The organism is Nocardia sp. X0981 (genome assembly GCF_977089955.1).
Genome location: NZ_OZ372435.1, coordinates 6032192 through 6048182 on the forward strand (window position 1 = coordinate 6032192; position 15991 = coordinate 6048182).

The following is a 15991-nucleotide window of genomic DNA, read 5'->3' on the forward strand; positions in this document are numbered from 1 at the left end:
GCCGCTGCCGGGGCGAGGTTCTAGCTACCGCGGCCGCGTGGCTGGCAGCGCGGGCACGAGAACGAAGAGCGGTTCATGAACTTCTCCCGCACGATCGGCGCCCCGCACCGCGGGCAGGGCCGGTCCCCACGCCCGTACACCGCCAGCGCGCGTTCGAAATACCCCGATTCGCCGTTCACGTTCACATACAGCGCGTCGAACGAGGTCCCGCCCGCGGCCAGCGCATCGGTCATCACCGCCCGCGCCTCGGCGAGCAGGGTGCGCACCACCGGCCGGGTGAGCGTCGCCGCGGTCCGGGCACCGTGGATCTTCGCCCGCCACAGCGCCTCGTCGGCATAGATATTGCCGATCCCGGAGATCACCGACTGGTCCAGCAGCACCCGTTTGATCTCGGTGCGTTTCGCGCGCAATGCGGCCACCACGCTCTCGGTGTCGAACCGGGGGTCCAGCGGGTCGCGGGCGATATGGGCCAGCAGATCGGGCAGCAGATCCCCGTCCACCTCGACCAGCGGTGCCAGTACCCAGCCGCCGAAGGTGCGTTGATCGACGAACCGCAGTTCACGACCGTCGTCGAGGGTCGCCCGGATATGCGCGTGCTTCTCCACCGGCGCGTCCGCGGGCTGCACCAGCATCTGCCCGCTCATACCCAGATGGACAACCAGGGCGGTGTCGGCGGGAGCACCATCGAGTTCGGTGAAGGTCAGCCACAGGTATTTACCCCGCCGCCGCGCCGCCGCGATCGTCAGGCCGGTGAGCCGGGCGGCCATATCCGCGGCACCCGCGATATGCCGGCGCACCGACCGCGGATGGGTAACGGTCACCGATTCGACGGCGCGCCCGCACAGATGTTCGGCCAGGCCACGACGGACGACCTCGACCTCGGGAAGTTCGGGCACCTCAGGGTTCGCCGGTCAGTGCCCGATAGGCGGCGCCCGCCGCCTTCTGTTCGGCTTCCTTCTTGGAGCGGCCGACACCCTGGCCGTAGGCCTGCCCGGCGATCATCGTGGTCGCGGTGAATTCCTTGTCGTGATCGGGACCGGTCGAGGTGATCTCGTAGCTGGGTACACCGAGACCGCGCTCGGCGGTCAGCTCCTGCAGGCTGGTCTTGAAATCCAGGCCCGCGCCCATTCGGGGGCCGCGTTCGAGCAGATCGGCGAACAGCCGCAGGACGACCTCCCGGGCCACGTCGATCCCGTGCTCCAGGTGGACGGCGCCGAGCAGCGATTCCATACCGTCGGCCAGAATGCTGGGCTTGTCCCGGCCACCGGTGAGCTCCTCACCCTTACCGAGCAGCAGGTGGACGCCCAGGCCACCCTCGCCCAGGCCGCGTGCGACCTCGGCGAGCGCGTGCATGTTCACCACACTCGCGCGCAGCTTCGCCAGCTCACCCTCGGACTTACCGGGGTGCTCATGGTAGAGCCGTTCGGTGATGCTCAGACCGAGCACCGAATCGCCGAGAAACTCGAGCCGCTCGTTGGTCGGCAGGCCGCCGTTCTCGTATGCGTACGAGCGATGTGTCAACGCCAGGCGCAGCAGCTCGGGCTGTATCTCCACACCCAGCGCGGTGAGCAGACTCGTGTGATCGCTCCGCTCACCGGCTTCGTCCTTGCCCACGGTCAACGGTCGACCGGGGATCAGACGGCGGACGTGACCTGGCGGCCCTTGTAAGTACCGCAGGAGGGGCACGCGATATGGGGCAGGGTCTTCTGACCGCAGGCCCGGTTCGGGCAGGTGATCAGGGTGGGGGCGGCGGCCTTCCACTGGCTGCGCCGCGACCGGGTGTTGGAACGGGACATCCGGCGCTTGGGAACGGCCACGACTACTTCTCCTCTGTGCTGTTACGTGCTGTCTCGGTGGATTGATCTCCGGTGGCCGCACCCTCGTCGGGGCTGCCGCTGCCGGGCGATCCGGAGGCGAATTTCGCCAGCCCGGCCCAGCGGGGATCCAGTATCTCATGCCGGTGATCGGAACCCGCAATCGCCATCCGAACCCCGCACTCCGGGCACAATCCCGCGCAGTCGGGGGTGCACAGCGGCTGCAGCGGCAGCTCCAGGCCGAGCTGGTCGATCACCAGGGGTTCGAGGTCGATGAGATCGTCGACCATCCGGTAGATCTCGTCGTCGTCGGAAGTGCGGTCGGTGGTGCTGTCGGGGTAGGCGAACAGCTCGGTCAGCGACAGTTCGACCGTATCGGTGAACTGCTCCAGGCAGCGTGAGCATTCGCCGGTGAGCGGCGCGGTGAGGGTACCGGTGACGAGCACACCCTCGGACACCGACTGCAGCCGCAGATCGAGTTCGACCTCGGAACCGACGGGGACCCCGATCAGATCGAGTCCGAGCCGCTCGGTCGTGGTGACCGTGCGGCGCAGTTCGCGCATCGTTCCGGGGGCGCGACCGAGGCTGCGGACATCCAGCACGAAACCCGCGCCGTGTGCACGGGGTGCACCGGAGCGCGAGCGCGCGGTGGTATCGGCGGGCATCGAAATCACTCCACTGGTTCGGTCGGCAATGGTGGTTTCTCGCCGGAATCGGCAGGCAACCACTCCACAGTACGCGAATCGAGGTCCCGCCCCCAAAACCGGCGAACGGACTAGCGGCCGAACTCCGCGGCGTAGTCCGGTACACCCGCCCCGTTGCGCAGTTGCTGGCGGCCGCGGCCGACGGTGCGCAGTGCCCCGGCGAGGGTTTCCTCGAATTCGGCGAGTTTGGTGTCGACGTAGTGGTCGCAGTCGGCGCGCATCCGGTCGGCGTCGGCGTGCGCGGCATCGATGACCCGAGCCGATTCCGCGTGGGCCGCCCGCACCACCTCGGTGTCCTCGACGAGCCGCCGCTGTTCGGCCTTCCCGTCGGCCACCGAGCGGTCGTAGGACGCCTGGCCCGCCTCGACCATACGATCGGCCTCGGCGCGGGCCCGGCCGGTCACCGCCTCGTATTCGGCCTTGGCGTCGGCGATCAGGCGTTCGGCCTCCGCGGTGGCCGTATCGACCAGCCGGTCGGCATGCGCGGTGGCCTCGGCGACCATACGGTCGGCGTGCGCTTTGGCATCGGCGAGGAGCCGGTCCGCTTCCGCGCGGGCGGCGGCGACGGTTCCGGCCGCCTGGTCGTCCGCGGTGCGGATCGTCTCCTCGGCCAGTCCGCGGGCATCGTCGACGATCTTGTCCCGATGGTCGAGAACGTCCTGGGCGTCGTCGATCTCGGCCGGTAGGGCATCGCGGACATCGTCGAGGAGATCGAGCACTTCCGGGCGCGGGACGATGCAGTTACGCGTCGCCGGTATCCCGCGTGCCTCCTCGACAATCGCGACCAACTCGTCGAGCGACTCGAATACCCGGTACATACTCACTGTCCTCCTGCTGACGATCGGCGAATATCACGCCGTTCCCAGTGTGCCCCGGCTGCTGTGCTCCGCCGAGCCACCTTTCGGTGTGTCGTTACTTCCACCGGATATCCACAGATTCGACAATCGAACTGGAGAAGTGTTCTCCGCTTGGTGTTAGATTCGTAGCAGCCCCACCGCACCGCGGCGGCGAATGTCACTTGCCCGATCGGAACCGCCCATGACCATCCTGCAGCTGCCCTCCTCGAGGACACTGACTCCCGCGGATATCGATTGGCCGGGCCCGTTCACGCCCGGCGCGTGGCAGCGGCGACTACTGCGATCTCTGCGCGGCGATCGCCCGTTCCCGCAGCTGATCCGGTTCGCGCTGGTGGGCGGGCTGAGCAATGTTTTCTACGTGCTGCTGTTCCTGAGCCTCACCGGAGCCGGGACACTGCCGGCCAATGTGGCCGGCTCACTGGTGAGCACCGTGCTGGCCAACGAGTTGCACCGCCGGCTCACCTTCCACGCGGCGGAGCGGGTCGGCTGGTTCGCCGCACAGTGGGAAGGCGGCGGCCTGGCGCTACTCGGACTGGGTATCAGCACGGCGGCGCTGGCCGTGCTGGAAGTCGTGGCTCCGGATCTGGCCGACCCGGCGCGGGCGGCCGCGGTCCTGACCATCAGCGCCGCGGTGGGCGGATTACGTTTCCTGGCGTTGCGCGGCCTGGTGTTCCGGCCGCTGCGACGGGCACGGGAAGTGACCGCGCTGCGGGCCGGATCAGCTCGCGCGCTCGGCCAGCCGGTCGAGTAGCCGCTTGTGCACCAGCGGCGGCAGCATATCGCTGACATCACCGCCGAACGCCGCCACTTCCTTGACAAGGGAGCTGGACAGATAGCTGAAGGCGGGGTTAGTGGCGATGAAGAAGGTGTCGACCCCGGAGAGCTTCTTGTTCATCTGCGCCATCTGGAGTTCGTAACCGAAATCACTGGCATCGCGCAGCCCTTTGACGATCGCGGTGATCCCCTGTTCCCGGGCGAAATCCACGGTCAGCCCGTCCCAGGACGCGACCCGCACGTTCGGCAGGCCCGCGGTGGCATCGCGCAGCATCTCGATCCGCTCGGCGACGGTGAACATGCCCTGCTTCTTCTTGTTGACCATCACGGTGACGACGACCTCGTCGAACTGGGCCGCGACCCGCTCGAACACATCGAGATGGCCGTTGGTCACCGGGTCGAACGACCCCGGGCACAATGCTCCTGCCATGGGTCAGACGCTAGCAGGTGCGCCGGGATTTCCGCCGATGGCGCCGGTGTACACGGCCGACTCGACCCGGGTCTCGCCGTAGCGCCGCGCGGCACGGCCGGCCAGTCCCGGGGGCCAGGCGATCTCCGCCGACCGCACCGAACGTTCCACCAGCAACAGCGCCTCCGGCGCGAGCCAGCCGTGCTCGACGAGAGCGGTGAGATCGGCGTGTACGGCACCGGTGGGCAGATCGTAGGGCGGATCGGCGAAAACGAGATCGAATGTTCCCGCACCGCCGTGCGCCAGCACCTGCGCCACCGAGCCGATCCGGACCTGCGCCCCGGTCAGGCCCAGTTCCGCGATATTGCCGCGGAGCACCGCCGCCGCCCGGCGATCGGATTCCACCAGCAGGGCCGCCGCCGCACCACGCGAGAGCGCCTCCAGTCCCAGAGCACCCGACCCCGCGTAGAGATCGAGCACCCGGACCCCGTCGAGATCCATCCGGGCCTCGATCGAGGAGAACAGCGCCTCACGCACCCGGTCCGAGGTCGGCCGGGTCCCGGCGGGCGGCACCCGTAGCCGCCGGCCGCCGGCGATCCCGGCCACGATCCTGGTCATTCGGAAGCGCGAGCGGTCAGCTCGACCAGCAGGTCACCACCCTCGACCTGCTGCACCTGGGTAATGGCCACCCGGCCCACCACGCCGCCACGCGGGGCGGTGATGGCAGCCTCCATCTTCATGGCCTCGATGGTGCCGATGGTATCGCCGGAGGCGACGGTATCGCCCTCGGCGACCGTCAGTGTCACAACGCCGGCGAACGGGGCGGCGATATGGTGCGGATCGTTCTTGTCGGCTTTTTCGGCGGCCGGGATCTCGCTGGCGATGGAGCGGTCACGGACCGAGACCGGGCGCAGCTGGCCGTTGAGAATGCACATGACGGTACGCATCCCCCGCTCGTCGGGTTCGGAGATGGCCTCCAGGCCGATGAGCAGGATGACGCCTTTCTCCAGTTGCACCCGGTGTTCCTCGCCGTGGCGCAGCCCGTAGAAGAACTGGTTCGCCGAGAGCCCGGTGGTATCGCCGTACTTCTCGCGGTGGGCGAGGAATTCGGCGGTCGGGCCGGGGAACAGCAGCCGGTTCAGCGTGGCGCGCCGCTGTTCGGAGGTGCCCGCGAGCCCGGTTTCGTCCTCGGGGGTCAGCGGGGTCTCCGGTTTGGCCGCGCCGCGGCCCTCGAGTGCCCTGCCACGGAAGGGTTCGGGCCAGCCGCCCGCCGGGGTGCCGAGTTCCCCGCGCAAGAAGCCGATCACCGAATCGGGGATGTCGTAGCGCCCCGGATCGGCCGCGAAATCCTCGATCTCCACCCCGGAGCCGACCAGCGACAGCGCGAGATCACCGACCACCTTCGACGACGGGGTGACCTTGATCAACCGTCCGAGCAGGCGATCGGCGGCGGCGTACTTCGCCTCGACCTCTTCGAAGCGGTCACCCAGGCCCAGCGCGATCGCCTGCTGACGCAGATTCGACAGCTGCCCGCCGGGAATCTCATGGGTATAGACGCGGCCGGTCGGGGCGGGCAACCCCGATTCGAACGGCGCGTACACCTTGCGCAGCGCTTCCCAATACGGTTCCAGGTCACAGACATTGGCCAGGTTCAGGCCGGTGTCGTATTCGCTGTGGGCCGCCGCCGCGACGATCGCCGAAAGCGCGGGCTGGCTGGTGGTCCCGGCCATCGCGGCGCTGGCGCCGTCGACCGCGTCGGCCCCGGCCTGCCACGCCGCGAGATAGGTGGCCAGCTGTCCGCCCGGAGTGTCGTGGGTGTGCACGTGTACCGGTAGATCGAAATTCGACCGCAGCGCGGTGACCAGTTTCGCCGCCGCCGGAGCACGGAGCAGACCGGCCATATCCTTGATCGCCAGCACATGCGCGCCCGCGTCGACGATCTGCTCGGCCAGCTTCAGGTAGTAGTCCAGTGTGTAGAGCTTCTCGTCGGGGTCGGTCAGATCGCCGGTGTAGCTCAGCGCGACCTCCGCGATCGCGGTGCCGGTTTCCCGGACCGCGTCGATCGCCGGGCGCATCTGGTCGACATTGTTCAGCGCGTCGAAGATCCGGAAGATATCGATACCGGTTTCGGTGGCCTCGGCGACGAAGGCGCGCGTCACCCGTTCCGGGTAGGGGGTGTAGCCCACGGTGTTGCGGCCGCGCAGCAGCATCTGCAGACAGATGTTCGGAATCGCCTCGCGCAGCGCGGCGAGGCGCTCCCACGGGTCTTCGTAGAGGAACCGCAGGGCCACATCGTAGGTGGCGCCGCCCCACGCCTCGACCGACAACAGTTCCGGGGTGAGACGCGCGACGTGCCCGGCGACATCCAGCAACCCGTTGGTGCGTACCCGCGTCGCCAGCAACGACTGATGCGCATCGCGGAAGGTGGTATCGGTGACCCCCACCGCCTTCTGTTCCCGCAGTGCCCGCGCGAAACCCTCCGGCCCCAGCGCCAGCAGCTTCTGCCGCGAACCGTCCGGCGGCGGTACCGACAGGTCGATCGCCGGCAGTTTGTCGTGCGGGTACACCGCCGTCGGCCGGGCACCGTGCGGTTTGTTCACGGTGATATCGGCCAGATAGTTCAGGATCTTGGTGCCGCGGTCGGCGGACTCGCGGGTGGCCAGCAGACCCGGGCGTTCATCGATGAAGGAGGTGGTGATCCGGCCCGCCGTGAAATCCTCGTCCGCGAGTACCGCGAGCAGGAAGGGAATGTTCGTGGTGACACCGCGGATCCGGAACTCCATGAGCGCGCGCCGCGCCCGCGCCACCGCCACCGGGAAATCCCGGCCCCGGCAGGTGAGCTTGACCAGCATGGAATCGAAATAGGCCCCGATCTCGGCGCCGAGATTCGCGCCACCGTCCAGGCGGATACCGGCGCCGCCGGGGGTGCGGTAGGCCGTGATGCGGCCGGTATCGGGCCGGAAACCGTTGGCGGGGTCTTCGGTGGTGATCCGGCACTGCAGGGCGGCACCGCGAATGGTCACCGTGTCCTGAGCGAGCCCGAGATCGGCCAGGCTCTCCCCCGCGGCGATACGCAACTGCGATTGCACCAGGTCCACATCGGTGATCTCCTCGGTCACCGTATGCTCGACCTGGATCCGCGGATTCATCTCGATGAACACATGGTTCCCGCGCGCGTCCAGCAGGAATTCCACCGTACCGGCGCAGCTGTAACCGATCTCGCGGGCGAAGGCGACCGCGTCGGCGCAGATACGGTCGCGCAGCTCGGGGTCGAGATTCGGCGCGGGTGCCAGCTCGATCACCTTCTGGTGCCGCCGCTGCAGCGAACAGTCGCGCTCGAACAGATGCATCACATTGCCGTGGGTGTCGGCCAGGATCTGCACCTCGATATGGCGCGGGTCGACCACGGCCTGTTCCAGGAAGACGGTCGGATCACCGAAGGCCGATTCCGCCTCCCGCGAGGCTGCCTCGATCGCCTCCCGCAGCGCCGCGGGCTCGGCGACCCGCCGCATACCCCGGCCACCGCCACCGGCGACGGCTTTGACGAAAAGGGGGAATTCCATGGATTCGGCCGCCGTCAGCAGTTCCGCGATATCGGCCGAGGGTGCGCTGGAAGCCAGTACGGGCAGCCCGGCCGCCTTCGCCGCGGCGATCGCGCGGGCCTTGTTCCCGGCGAGTTCGAGAACCTCGGCCGACGGCCCGATGAAGGTGATCCCTTCCCGTGCGCAGGCCGCGGCCAGATCCGGGTTCTCCGACAGGAAGCCGTACCCCGGGTATATCGCATCCGCGCCGGCGGTCTTGGCGGCCTCGATGATCGCTTCGACGGAGAGATACGCACGAACCGGATGGCCCTGCTCACCGATCTCGTATGCCTCGTCCGCCTTCAGGCGGTGGACCGAATTCCGGTCCTCGTGCGGGAAGACGGCAACCGTCCCGATACCGAGCTCGTACGCCGCGCGGAAGGCTCGGATGGCAATTTCGCCGCGGTTGGCAACCAAGACTTTCGAGAACATTGACCCAAGGTACCCGGCCCCACACCCAGGTTCGACAGCGAAGTCCACTTCGCAGGAACTTCACAAAGCGGTTTCGCATCGCTGCGAACCAATGGTCACCGTGGCGTCACGGCTCACCGCCCGCGGGGGCGGGCTGTGCGGTACCGCCGTCCCGGCCAATATCCGGCTATCCTCCCTGCACCCGCGCCCGCGTGGCCGGCCGGAATCTCTACGCCGCCACTCCGAGTGCCCGAGCGAACCGGGTACCGGAATGGAACCGGGCTAGAGTGGGTCCCGCAGCTGGTTCGCCGGCCGGACGAATTGGAGCCCCGAACGTCCGCCCCGGCGTCGAAGCCCGCGACGCGCGGGTGAGAGGGAATCCGGTGGGAATCCGGAACTGTCCCGCAGCGGTGAGCGGGAACGACCGCCGTCATGAGCACTGGGCACACAACCCGGGAAGCGACGGCCAGTAGGTCGGCCGGATCGGCCGGTGCCCGCGAGTCCGAAGACCTGCCCGTTGTACCGGATACGCCGTATCCGGTGACCACCGCCTCGTGGACAGGGCGGCACGGTCCACCAGTGTCGACATCCGAGCCCGGCCGTGCGCCGGGCTCGTCCGGGGTCTCATCGGTGCCCGTGCACCCGCGTAAGGCGATGGTCGTCGAACTTCAGCACTGGAGAACACCATGACTTCTCTTTCGCGAACACCCTTCACCGCAACGGTTCTCGGGCTCCCCCGGGTGGGGCCGCGCCGCGAGCTCAAACGCGCCACCGAATCCTATTGGGCCGGGCGCAGCGATGCCGCGCAGCTGCGCGAAACCGGTCGTACGCTGCGCCGTGACCAGTACGCCGAACTGCGAGCCGCCGGCTTGGACTCGATACCGGTGGGCACCTTCTCCTATTACGACCAGATGCTCGATACGGCCGTGCTGCTGGGCGCGCTACCACCGCGGGTCGCCGATATCACCGATCCGCTGGACCGCTATTTCGCCGCCGCCCGCGGTACCGATTCGGTGGAGCCGCTGGAGATGACCAAGTGGTTCGATACCAACTACCACTATCTGGTTCCCGAAATCGGCCCCGAGACGACCTTCGCGCTGCATTCCGCGGAGTTGCTGGCGCAGGTCCGCGAGGCGATCGAGCTCGGCGTCGCGGCCCGGCCCGTCGTCATCGGGCCGATCACCTTCCTGAAACTGGCCAAGACGACCGGCGGCGCCGGAACGGACCGGGTGGACGAGCTGATCCCGCTGTACCGGGAGCTGCTGCGGGAATTCGACGCGGCGGGCGCGGAGTGGGCGCAATTCGACGAACCGGCGCTGGTCACCGACCTGACCGGCGACGAGCTGGCGGCCGTACGCCGTGTCTACACCGAGCTGACGACCGGCCGGGACCGGCCCGCGCTCCTGGTCGCCACCTATTTCGGGGATCCGGGTCCAGCGCTGGCCGCCCTGGCCGGAACCGATATCGAGGGCATAGCCATCGATCTGGTGTCCGGCACCGATATCGCCGCTCCGGCCGCGGTACCGGCGCTGGCGGACAAGCTCGTGGTCGCGGGTGTGGTGGACGGCCGCAATGTCTGGCGTACCGATCCGGACCGGGCGTTGTCCACGCTCGCCACCCTGCTCGGGTCGGCGCGGTCGGTGGCGGTGTCCACCTCGTGCTCCCTGCTCCACGTGCCGTACACACTGGCCGTGGAAACCCGGTTGGACGACACCCTGCGCTCCTGGCTCGCTTTCGGGGCGGAAAAGGTCGCCGAGGTCCGGTTACTGGCCACCGGACTGAACAAGGGAACCGAGGCGGTGGCGGCGGAGCTGGCCCGGGCACGGGACGCGGCGGCGAGCCGCCGGGCCGATCCTCGGATCAGCAACCCGCGGGTGCGGGCCCGGCTGGCGGCCCTGGGGCCGGATGCCCTCCGGCGCGGTCCCGCCGACGAGCGGCGGGCCCTGCAGCAGGACCGTCTCCAGTTGCCTCCGCTGCCGACCACCACGATCGGTTCCTATCCGCAGACCCCGGCGATCCGGGTGGCCCGCGCCGCGCTGCGCAAGGGCGAGATCGATCAGGCGGAATACGAGCGCCGCATGCGCGCGGAGATCAGCGCGGTCATCGCCCTGCAGGAAGAACTCGAACTGGATGTGCTGGTGCACGGCGAACCGGAACGCAACGATATGGTGCAGTACTTCGCCGAACAGCTCGACGGTTTCGCGGCCACCGATATGGGCTGGGTGCAGTCTTACGGCACCCGCTGTGTGCGGCCGCCGATTCTGTTCGGTGACGTCGCGCGCCGGGCGCCGATGACCGTGGACTGGGCGACTTTCGCCCAGTCGCTCACCGGTAAACCGGTGAAGGGCATGCTCACCGGGCCGGTCACCATCCTGGCCTGGTCCTTCGTCCGGGACGACCAGCCGCCGGCGGATTCGGCGCGCCAGATCGCGCTGGCCATCCGGGACGAAACCGTCGATCTGCAGAACGCGGGTATCCGCATCATCCAGGTCGACGAACCGGCGCTGCGCGAATTGCTCCCGCTGCGCACAGCGGATCAGCAGGCCTATCTGGACTGGGCGGTGCAGGCGTTCCGGCTGGCGACCTCCGGGGTCGCCGATTCGACCCAGATCCATACCCATCTGTGCTATTCGGAGTTCGGTGAGGTGATCGACGCGATCGCCGGCCTGGACGCGGACGTGACCTCGCTCGAGGCGGCTCGCTCGCGTATGGAGGTACTCGACGATCTGAACGCCGCCGGCTTCGCCGCCGGTGTGGGCCCCGGTGTCTACGATATCCACTCCCCCCGGGTGCCCGGCGTCGCGGAGATCACCTCGGCCCTGCGTGCCGCGATGAAAGCCGTACCCGCCGATCGCCTCTGGGTGAACCCCGACTGCGGCCTGAAAACCCGTGGCCCGGCCGAAGTGGAGGCTGCCCTGCGGAATATGGTGACCGCCGCCCGCGCCGTGCGCTGATCCCCCGGCCCGGGCCGCGCGCTACACCGGCGCGGCCCGGGCCCGGTCAGCCGTCGAGTTCCCCCGCCCCCGATTCGCGGCGTCTCGTCCGCTCGGCCACACATTCCGGGCAGCGCCGCGTCATCCGCAGCACCGGCCGCACCCACGACTGCGGCGTCGTCCGCGGACGACGCACCGACCGGCAACCCTGTTCTTCTTCCATCCGACCGACCCTTCCCCTCGGCGATATCGTTCACCGGGTTCGACGCCGTTCGCGATGCCCCGGTTCCCGTTCACCGGGCTTTCCGGGTCAGGATTTCGCCAGATACTCCAGACGCTCGGAGTCGACGGCCGCGTCCATCATCGCCGCCAACCCGGGGTGCCGCGTCAGCCCGGGATCCTCGTCGACCACCGCGCGCGCCAATTCCTGCGCCGCGGTGATCACTTCGAGATCGTCGAGCAGGGAGAGCAACCGCAGCGAACGGGCGGTACCCGACTGGGCGGAGCCCAGGACATCGCCTTCGCGCCGCTGCCGCAGATCGAGCACCGACAGCTCGAACCCGTCGGTGGTCGCCGCGACGGCCTCGAGGCGGGCCATCGCCGGCCCGCCGGGAGCGGCATCGGTGATCAGCAGGCACAGCCCGGCATGCGCGCCGCGACCGATCCGGCCACGCAGCTGGTGCAGCTGGCTCACGCCGAACCGGTCGGCGTCCACGATGACCATCACGGTCGCGTTCGGCACGTCCACACCGACTTCGACGACGGTCGTACAGACCAGGACATCGATATCGCCGGCATTGAACTCGCGCATCACCTGGTCCTTCTCGTCGGCCGGTAACCGCCCGTGCAGAAGTCCGACCCGGAGCCGCGCCAACGGTCCGGTGCGCAGGCGTTCGAAGACATCGAGTACCGCCTGGGTGGGCGGCGCCTCCTTATCGGTGTCCGGGCCCCGGGATTTCCCGCCGCGCGAACGCCCGGGCCCGTCCTCGTCGTCACCGATCCGCGAGCACACCACATAGGCCTGCCTGCCTTCGCGCACCTCTTCGGTGATCCGCTCCCAGGCGCGGTCCACCCAGTTGGGGTGTACCCGGCGCGGCACCACCTTCGAGGTGATCGGTGAGCGCCCCCGGGGGAGTTCGGTGAGGGTGGAGGTCTCCAGATCCCCCAGGGTGGTCATGGCGATGGTGCGCGGTATCGGGGTGGCGGTCATCACCAGCAGGTGGGGGGAAGTACCCGCTTTCGCCTTGGCGCGCAGCGCGTCACGCTGCTCCACTCCGAAGCGGTGTTGTTCGTCCACGACGACCATGCCCAGATCGAAGAATTCGACGGCGTCCTGGATCAGCGCGTGGGTACCGATCACGATCCCGGCTTCCCCGGTCACCGCCTCCAGCAGCGCCGCGCGTTTGGCGGCGGCCGGCATCGAGCCGGTGACGAGGGTGACCCGGGTCGCGGTATCCGCCGCACCGAGTTCGCCGGCCTGTCCGAGCTCCCCCAGCATCCCGCGCAGCGACCGATAATGCTGCGCCGCGAGTACCTCGGTGGGGGCGAGCAGGGCGCACTGCTGCCCGGCGTCGACCACCTGCAGCATGGCGTGCAGCGCGACAATGGTCTTACCCGACCCCACTTCGCCCTGGAGCAGCCGGTGCATCGGATGTTCCCGGGACAGATCCGCGGAGATCTCGTCGATGACCAGGCGCTGGCCCGCGGTGAGTTCGAACGGCAGCCGTTCGTCGAAGGCGGCGGCGATACCGTCGGTCCGGGGCGGACAGGGCCGGGCGGTGCGGCCCGACACCTCGTGCCGGCGTTCGGCGAGAACCAGTTGCAGGGCCAGCGCCTCGTCGAACCGCAGCCGCTGCCGGGCCCGCTCGATATCGGAATCGTGCTCGGGCAGGTGGATCAGGCGCAGCGCGTCGCCCACGGGCATGAGCTCGCGTTCGGCGCGGATACTCTCGGGCAGCGGATCGTCGAGCGGGTCGAGCTGATCCAGCACCTGACGCACACAGGCGAGGATCTCCCAGCTCTGCAGCCGCGCGGTCGCCGGATAAACCGGGAGGAACTCGCGCTCGAAGAACGACATGTCCACCCCGTCCGAGCCTTTGGCGCTCTGCGCGATCCCGCGCAGGTCACCGCCACCACGCACCGTGGTGAGGGTCGGTTCGTCCGCATCCGCCTCCGGCAGGATCAGATAACCGGGGTGGCTGAGATTCCACTGGCCGGGCCGCCAGTAGTTCACCGTGCCGGACATCATGGCCCGCGCACCTTCGCGTACCGCGTATTTCACCTTGTCGCCGTTGAAGAAGGTGACATCCACACCGCGGCCCGATCCGGTATCGAGCACCACCTTCAGCAGCGAACCCCGCCGCTGCCGCATCGGCCGGAGCTCCGCCTTGGTGATCCGCCCGATCACGGTGATGTGCGCGCCGTCCTCGGGCGCCTCCTCCGTGAGCGGCTGCCCCTGGGTCGCGTAGCGCAGCGGATAGTGGCGCAGCAGGTCCTCGACCGTACGCATATCGAACGCGTCCGCGAGCGAGCCCGCGGCTTTCGCGCCGAGCACATGATCCAGCCGGTCGCTCAGTGTCGCCATCGCCCCACTCCCGTCACCACCGGCCGCCGGGTTCGCCGGATTCTCATTCCACCCCGATCTGTATCAGATCCCCGCGTTGACCGCCCGAGTACACCGTCACCTCGACACCGGGGAACTCCGCGCCGATATGCCGCGCGAGTGCGTCCGCGAGACCGTCCGGCGCGTCCGCGCCGACCAGCAGGGTCACCAATTCGCCGCCGAGCCCGAGCATCCGGTCCAGCAGGGTCTGCCCCGCGGTGCGCGTATCCCGGTCGATCACCACCACATCGGGACCGACCAGGCCGAGCCCGTCTCCGGCCGCGCAGGTGCCGACCATGGTGAGCGCCCGGCCGGCGGCGCGGCGCAGCGAGCCCCAGCGGGTTCCGGCGGCGGCTTCGGACATGGCGAACGCGTCGTCCACCGCGATCCGGCCGCGGTCGTGCACCGCGAGGGCGGCCAGACCCTGCACCATGCTGGCGCTCGGGAGCAGCAGGACATCGCGGTGCGCGTCGCGTGCCGCCGCGCCGACGGCGACCAGTTCGTGCGCCGGCAGAGCACCGTTGGGCAGCACCAGCACCTCACGGTGGGGCAGCCGCCGGATGGCCGCGAGCAGTGCCGCCGACTCCAGCGCCGGTTCCGCGTCCAGTACCACCGCACCGGCCGCTTCGAACAGCGCCCGCGCATCCGTTCCCGCGGCGACCGCCAGGACCCCGCGGTCGGCGTTCCCGGCGCCCGAACGCGGCGCGTGGCGGCCTTCCGTGCTCCCGCCGCCGCGGCTTTCCCACAGCTGGTCGATCCGGATTCCGTGCAGCCCTCCGGCGGCCAGGCCGGTTTCCACCGCCGCTCCGGCGTCCGCGCAGTGCACATGGACGGACCAGCCGCCCTCGCCGTCGGCGGCCACCACCACCGAATCCCCCAGCCGGGTCAGCCGGGAGCGTAGTGCGGCGATGCGCTCGTCGGTGGTGCCGGTGATCCGATACATCACCTCGTAGCGTGGGGCCCGTACCTCGGCGCCGCCGCGGCGCGGCCGAGGACCGGCGCCCCGGTATTCGGGCCGGACCGGACGCTCGCCGGTCACCACCGCGACCATGGCATCCAACAGGACCAGCAGCCCGCGCGCACCGGCATCCACCACTCCGGCCGCACACAGCACCGGAAGCTGATCGCGGGTCTCGGTCAGGGCCCGCGCCGCCGCCTCGGCGCCGGTACGCACCACGGCGGCCAATCCGGTGTCGGGGCAGTCACGCGCCGCGGCCCCGGCCCGGTCCAGGACGGTGAGGACGGTGCCCTCCACCGGGTCGCTCAGACCGGTGCGCGCCAGCGCCGCCGCCCGGCTGAGCGCCGCCCGGTAACCGGCGGCGGTCAGGGCCCGCGCCGCGGCGGCCTCGGCGATCCCGCGCAGAATCTGCGACAGGATGAGGCCCGAGTTGCCTCGGGCCCCCGCTGTGGCGCCCCGGGCCAGCGCGATGGCGACCCGGTACACCGGTGGTGCCGCCCCGGGCGCAGCGGCGGCCACACCGTCGGCCTCCGCCACCGCGGCGCGCATGGTCGCCAGCAGATTGGTCCCGGTATCGGAGTCCGCCACGGGGAAGACATTGAGCGCGTCGATCTCCGCGCGCCGCTCCTCGAGCGCGACCACGCAGTCCCGCCCCCAGCGCAGGAGCTCGGCTCCGCCCAACTCGGTGAGCGGGTAACCGGTGGTCGCCGCGGTCGGGTCCGGTGAGCCCCGGAACCGCCCAGCCGGGACACTGCTCACCTGCCGGGTTCCGGGCACCGCCACCTCGTTTCTCGTCGTCGGATCGTCGCCCGCCAGGTTAACCGCCGCTCCCGACACCACCCCGACCGCGCACCCACCCCGGTTTGGTGGATCCTCGCGGGTCGGGCTACCCTTGCAGGGTTGCCTGGCGCGGCCTACCGGTCGGCGCCGTCCGGTATCGCGTTCACC

Annotated in this window: 12 protein-coding genes and 1 riboswitch; of the genes, 2 read left to right on the forward strand and 10 right to left on the reverse strand. The window is 69.5% G+C overall.

Features of this window, described 5'->3' with window-relative positions:
• Positions 1-20: 20 nt before the first annotated feature.
• The 5 genes from mutM to ACYR7D_RS26780 form a co-directional block, all read right to left on the reverse strand.
• Positions 21-896: a bifunctional DNA-formamidopyrimidine glycosylase/DNA-(apurinic or apyrimidinic site) lyase gene (gene mutM / locus ACYR7D_RS26760; RefSeq protein ID WP_459547272.1), complete on the reverse strand. Its 876-nt coding sequence runs from the start codon at positions 894-896 to the stop codon at positions 21-23.
• Between the two features lies 1 nt (position 897).
• A complete protein-coding gene (rnc, locus tag ACYR7D_RS26765) occupies positions 898-1620 on the reverse strand; it encodes a ribonuclease III (RefSeq protein ID WP_459547273.1) in 723 nt (240 codons plus the stop codon).
• 14 nt (positions 1621-1634) lie between these two features.
• On the reverse strand, positions 1635-1817 hold the full coding sequence (gene rpmF / locus ACYR7D_RS26770; RefSeq protein ID WP_062995681.1) for a 50S ribosomal protein L32: 183 nt from the start codon (positions 1815-1817) through the stop codon (positions 1635-1637).
• 2 nt (positions 1818-1819) lie between these two features.
• Positions 1820-2479 (reverse strand): YceD family protein, encoded by a 660-nt coding sequence (locus ACYR7D_RS26775; RefSeq protein WP_459547274.1) that lies wholly within the window; start codon positions 2477-2479, stop codon positions 1820-1822.
• A 110-nt stretch (positions 2480-2589) separates the two neighbouring features.
• Entirely contained in the window at positions 2590-3336 is a 747-nt protein-coding gene (locus ACYR7D_RS26780; RefSeq protein ID WP_459550308.1) for a DivIVA domain-containing protein, read from the reverse strand.
• A 220-nt stretch (positions 3337-3556) separates the two neighbouring features.
• On the opposite strand from ACYR7D_RS26780, the gene ACYR7D_RS26785 reads away from it, so the two are divergent.
• Entirely contained in the window at positions 3557-4126 is a 570-nt protein-coding gene (locus ACYR7D_RS26785) for a GtrA family protein (RefSeq protein ID WP_459547275.1), read from the forward strand.
• On the opposite strand, the gene coaD is transcribed toward ACYR7D_RS26785, so the two are convergent.
• The 3 genes from coaD to ACYR7D_RS26800 are packed head-to-tail and all read right to left on the reverse strand — an operon-like array spanning position 4094 to position 8571.
• The gene (gene coaD, locus ACYR7D_RS26790; protein WP_459547276.1) at positions 4094-4579 is read right to left on the reverse strand and encodes a pantetheine-phosphate adenylyltransferase; all 486 of its coding nucleotides are present in this window, start codon (positions 4577-4579) and stop codon (positions 4094-4096) included. The two genes, ACYR7D_RS26785 and coaD, sit on opposite strands and share 33 nt — an antisense overlap.
• Before the next feature lie 3 nt (positions 4580-4582).
• Positions 4583-5176 carry a 16S rRNA (guanine(966)-N(2))-methyltransferase RsmD gene (gene rsmD / locus ACYR7D_RS26795; RefSeq protein ID WP_459547277.1) on the reverse strand — a complete coding sequence of 198 codons (594 nt, stop codon included), beginning with the start codon at positions 5174-5176 and terminating at the stop codon, positions 4583-4585.
• Complete coding sequence (locus tag ACYR7D_RS26800) at positions 5173-8571, reverse strand: pyruvate carboxylase (protein WP_459547278.1); 3399 nt, start codon at positions 8569-8571, stop codon at positions 5173-5175. The genes rsmD and ACYR7D_RS26800 overlap by 4 nt, the downstream gene beginning before the upstream one ends.
• A 352-nt stretch (positions 8572-8923) precedes the next feature.
• Positions 8924-9062, forward strand: a riboswitch (cobalamin riboswitch).
• Between the two features lie 174 nt (positions 9063-9236).
• Here ACYR7D_RS26800 and metE point away from each other — a divergent pair.
• Positions 9237-11504 (forward strand): 5-methyltetrahydropteroyltriglutamate--homocysteine S-methyltransferase, encoded by a 2268-nt coding sequence (metE, locus tag ACYR7D_RS26805; RefSeq protein WP_459547279.1) that lies wholly within the window; start codon positions 9237-9239, stop codon positions 11502-11504.
• A gap of 289 nt (positions 11505-11793) precedes the next feature.
• On the opposite strand, the gene recG is transcribed toward metE, so the two are convergent.
• A complete protein-coding gene (recG, locus tag ACYR7D_RS26810) occupies positions 11794-14067 on the reverse strand; it encodes an ATP-dependent DNA helicase RecG (RefSeq protein WP_459547280.1) in 2274 nt (757 codons plus the stop codon).
• Positions 14068-14110: 43 nt separating this feature from the next.
• Entirely contained in the window at positions 14111-15724 is a 1614-nt protein-coding gene (locus ACYR7D_RS26815; RefSeq protein WP_459550309.1) for a DAK2 domain-containing protein, read from the reverse strand.
• Positions 15725-15991: the final 267 nt, after the last annotated feature.

Bases quoted from the DNA above. Each gene is read 5' to 3' on its own strand.
- ACYR7D_RS26775 (WP_459547274.1), bottom strand. From the start codon at position 2,479: ATGCCCGCCGATACCACCGCGCGCTCGCGCTCCGGTGCACCCCGTGCA.
- ACYR7D_RS26780 (WP_459550308.1), bottom strand. From the start codon at position 3,336: ATGTACCGGGTATTCGAGTCGCTCGACGAGTTGGTCGCGATTGTCGAG.
- ACYR7D_RS26785 (WP_459547275.1), top strand. From the start codon at position 3,557: ATGACCATCCTGCAGCTGCCCTCCTCGAGGACACTGACTCCCGCGGAT.
- coaD (WP_459547276.1), bottom strand. From the start codon at position 4,579: ATGGCAGGAGCATTGTGCCCGGGGTCGTTCGACCCGGTGACCAACGGC.
- rsmD (WP_459547277.1), bottom strand. From the start codon at position 5,176: ATGACCAGGATCGTGGCCGGGATCGCCGGCGGCCGGCGGCTACGGGTG.
- ACYR7D_RS26800 (WP_459547278.1), bottom strand. From the start codon at position 8,571: ATGTTCTCGAAAGTCTTGGTTGCCAACCGCGGCGAAATTGCCATCCGA.
- metE (WP_459547279.1), top strand. From the start codon at position 9,237: ATGACTTCTCTTTCGCGAACACCCTTCACCGCAACGGTTCTCGGGCTC.
- recG (WP_459547280.1), bottom strand. From the start codon at position 14,067: ATGGCGACACTGAGCGACCGGCTGGATCATGTGCTCGGCGCGAAAGCC.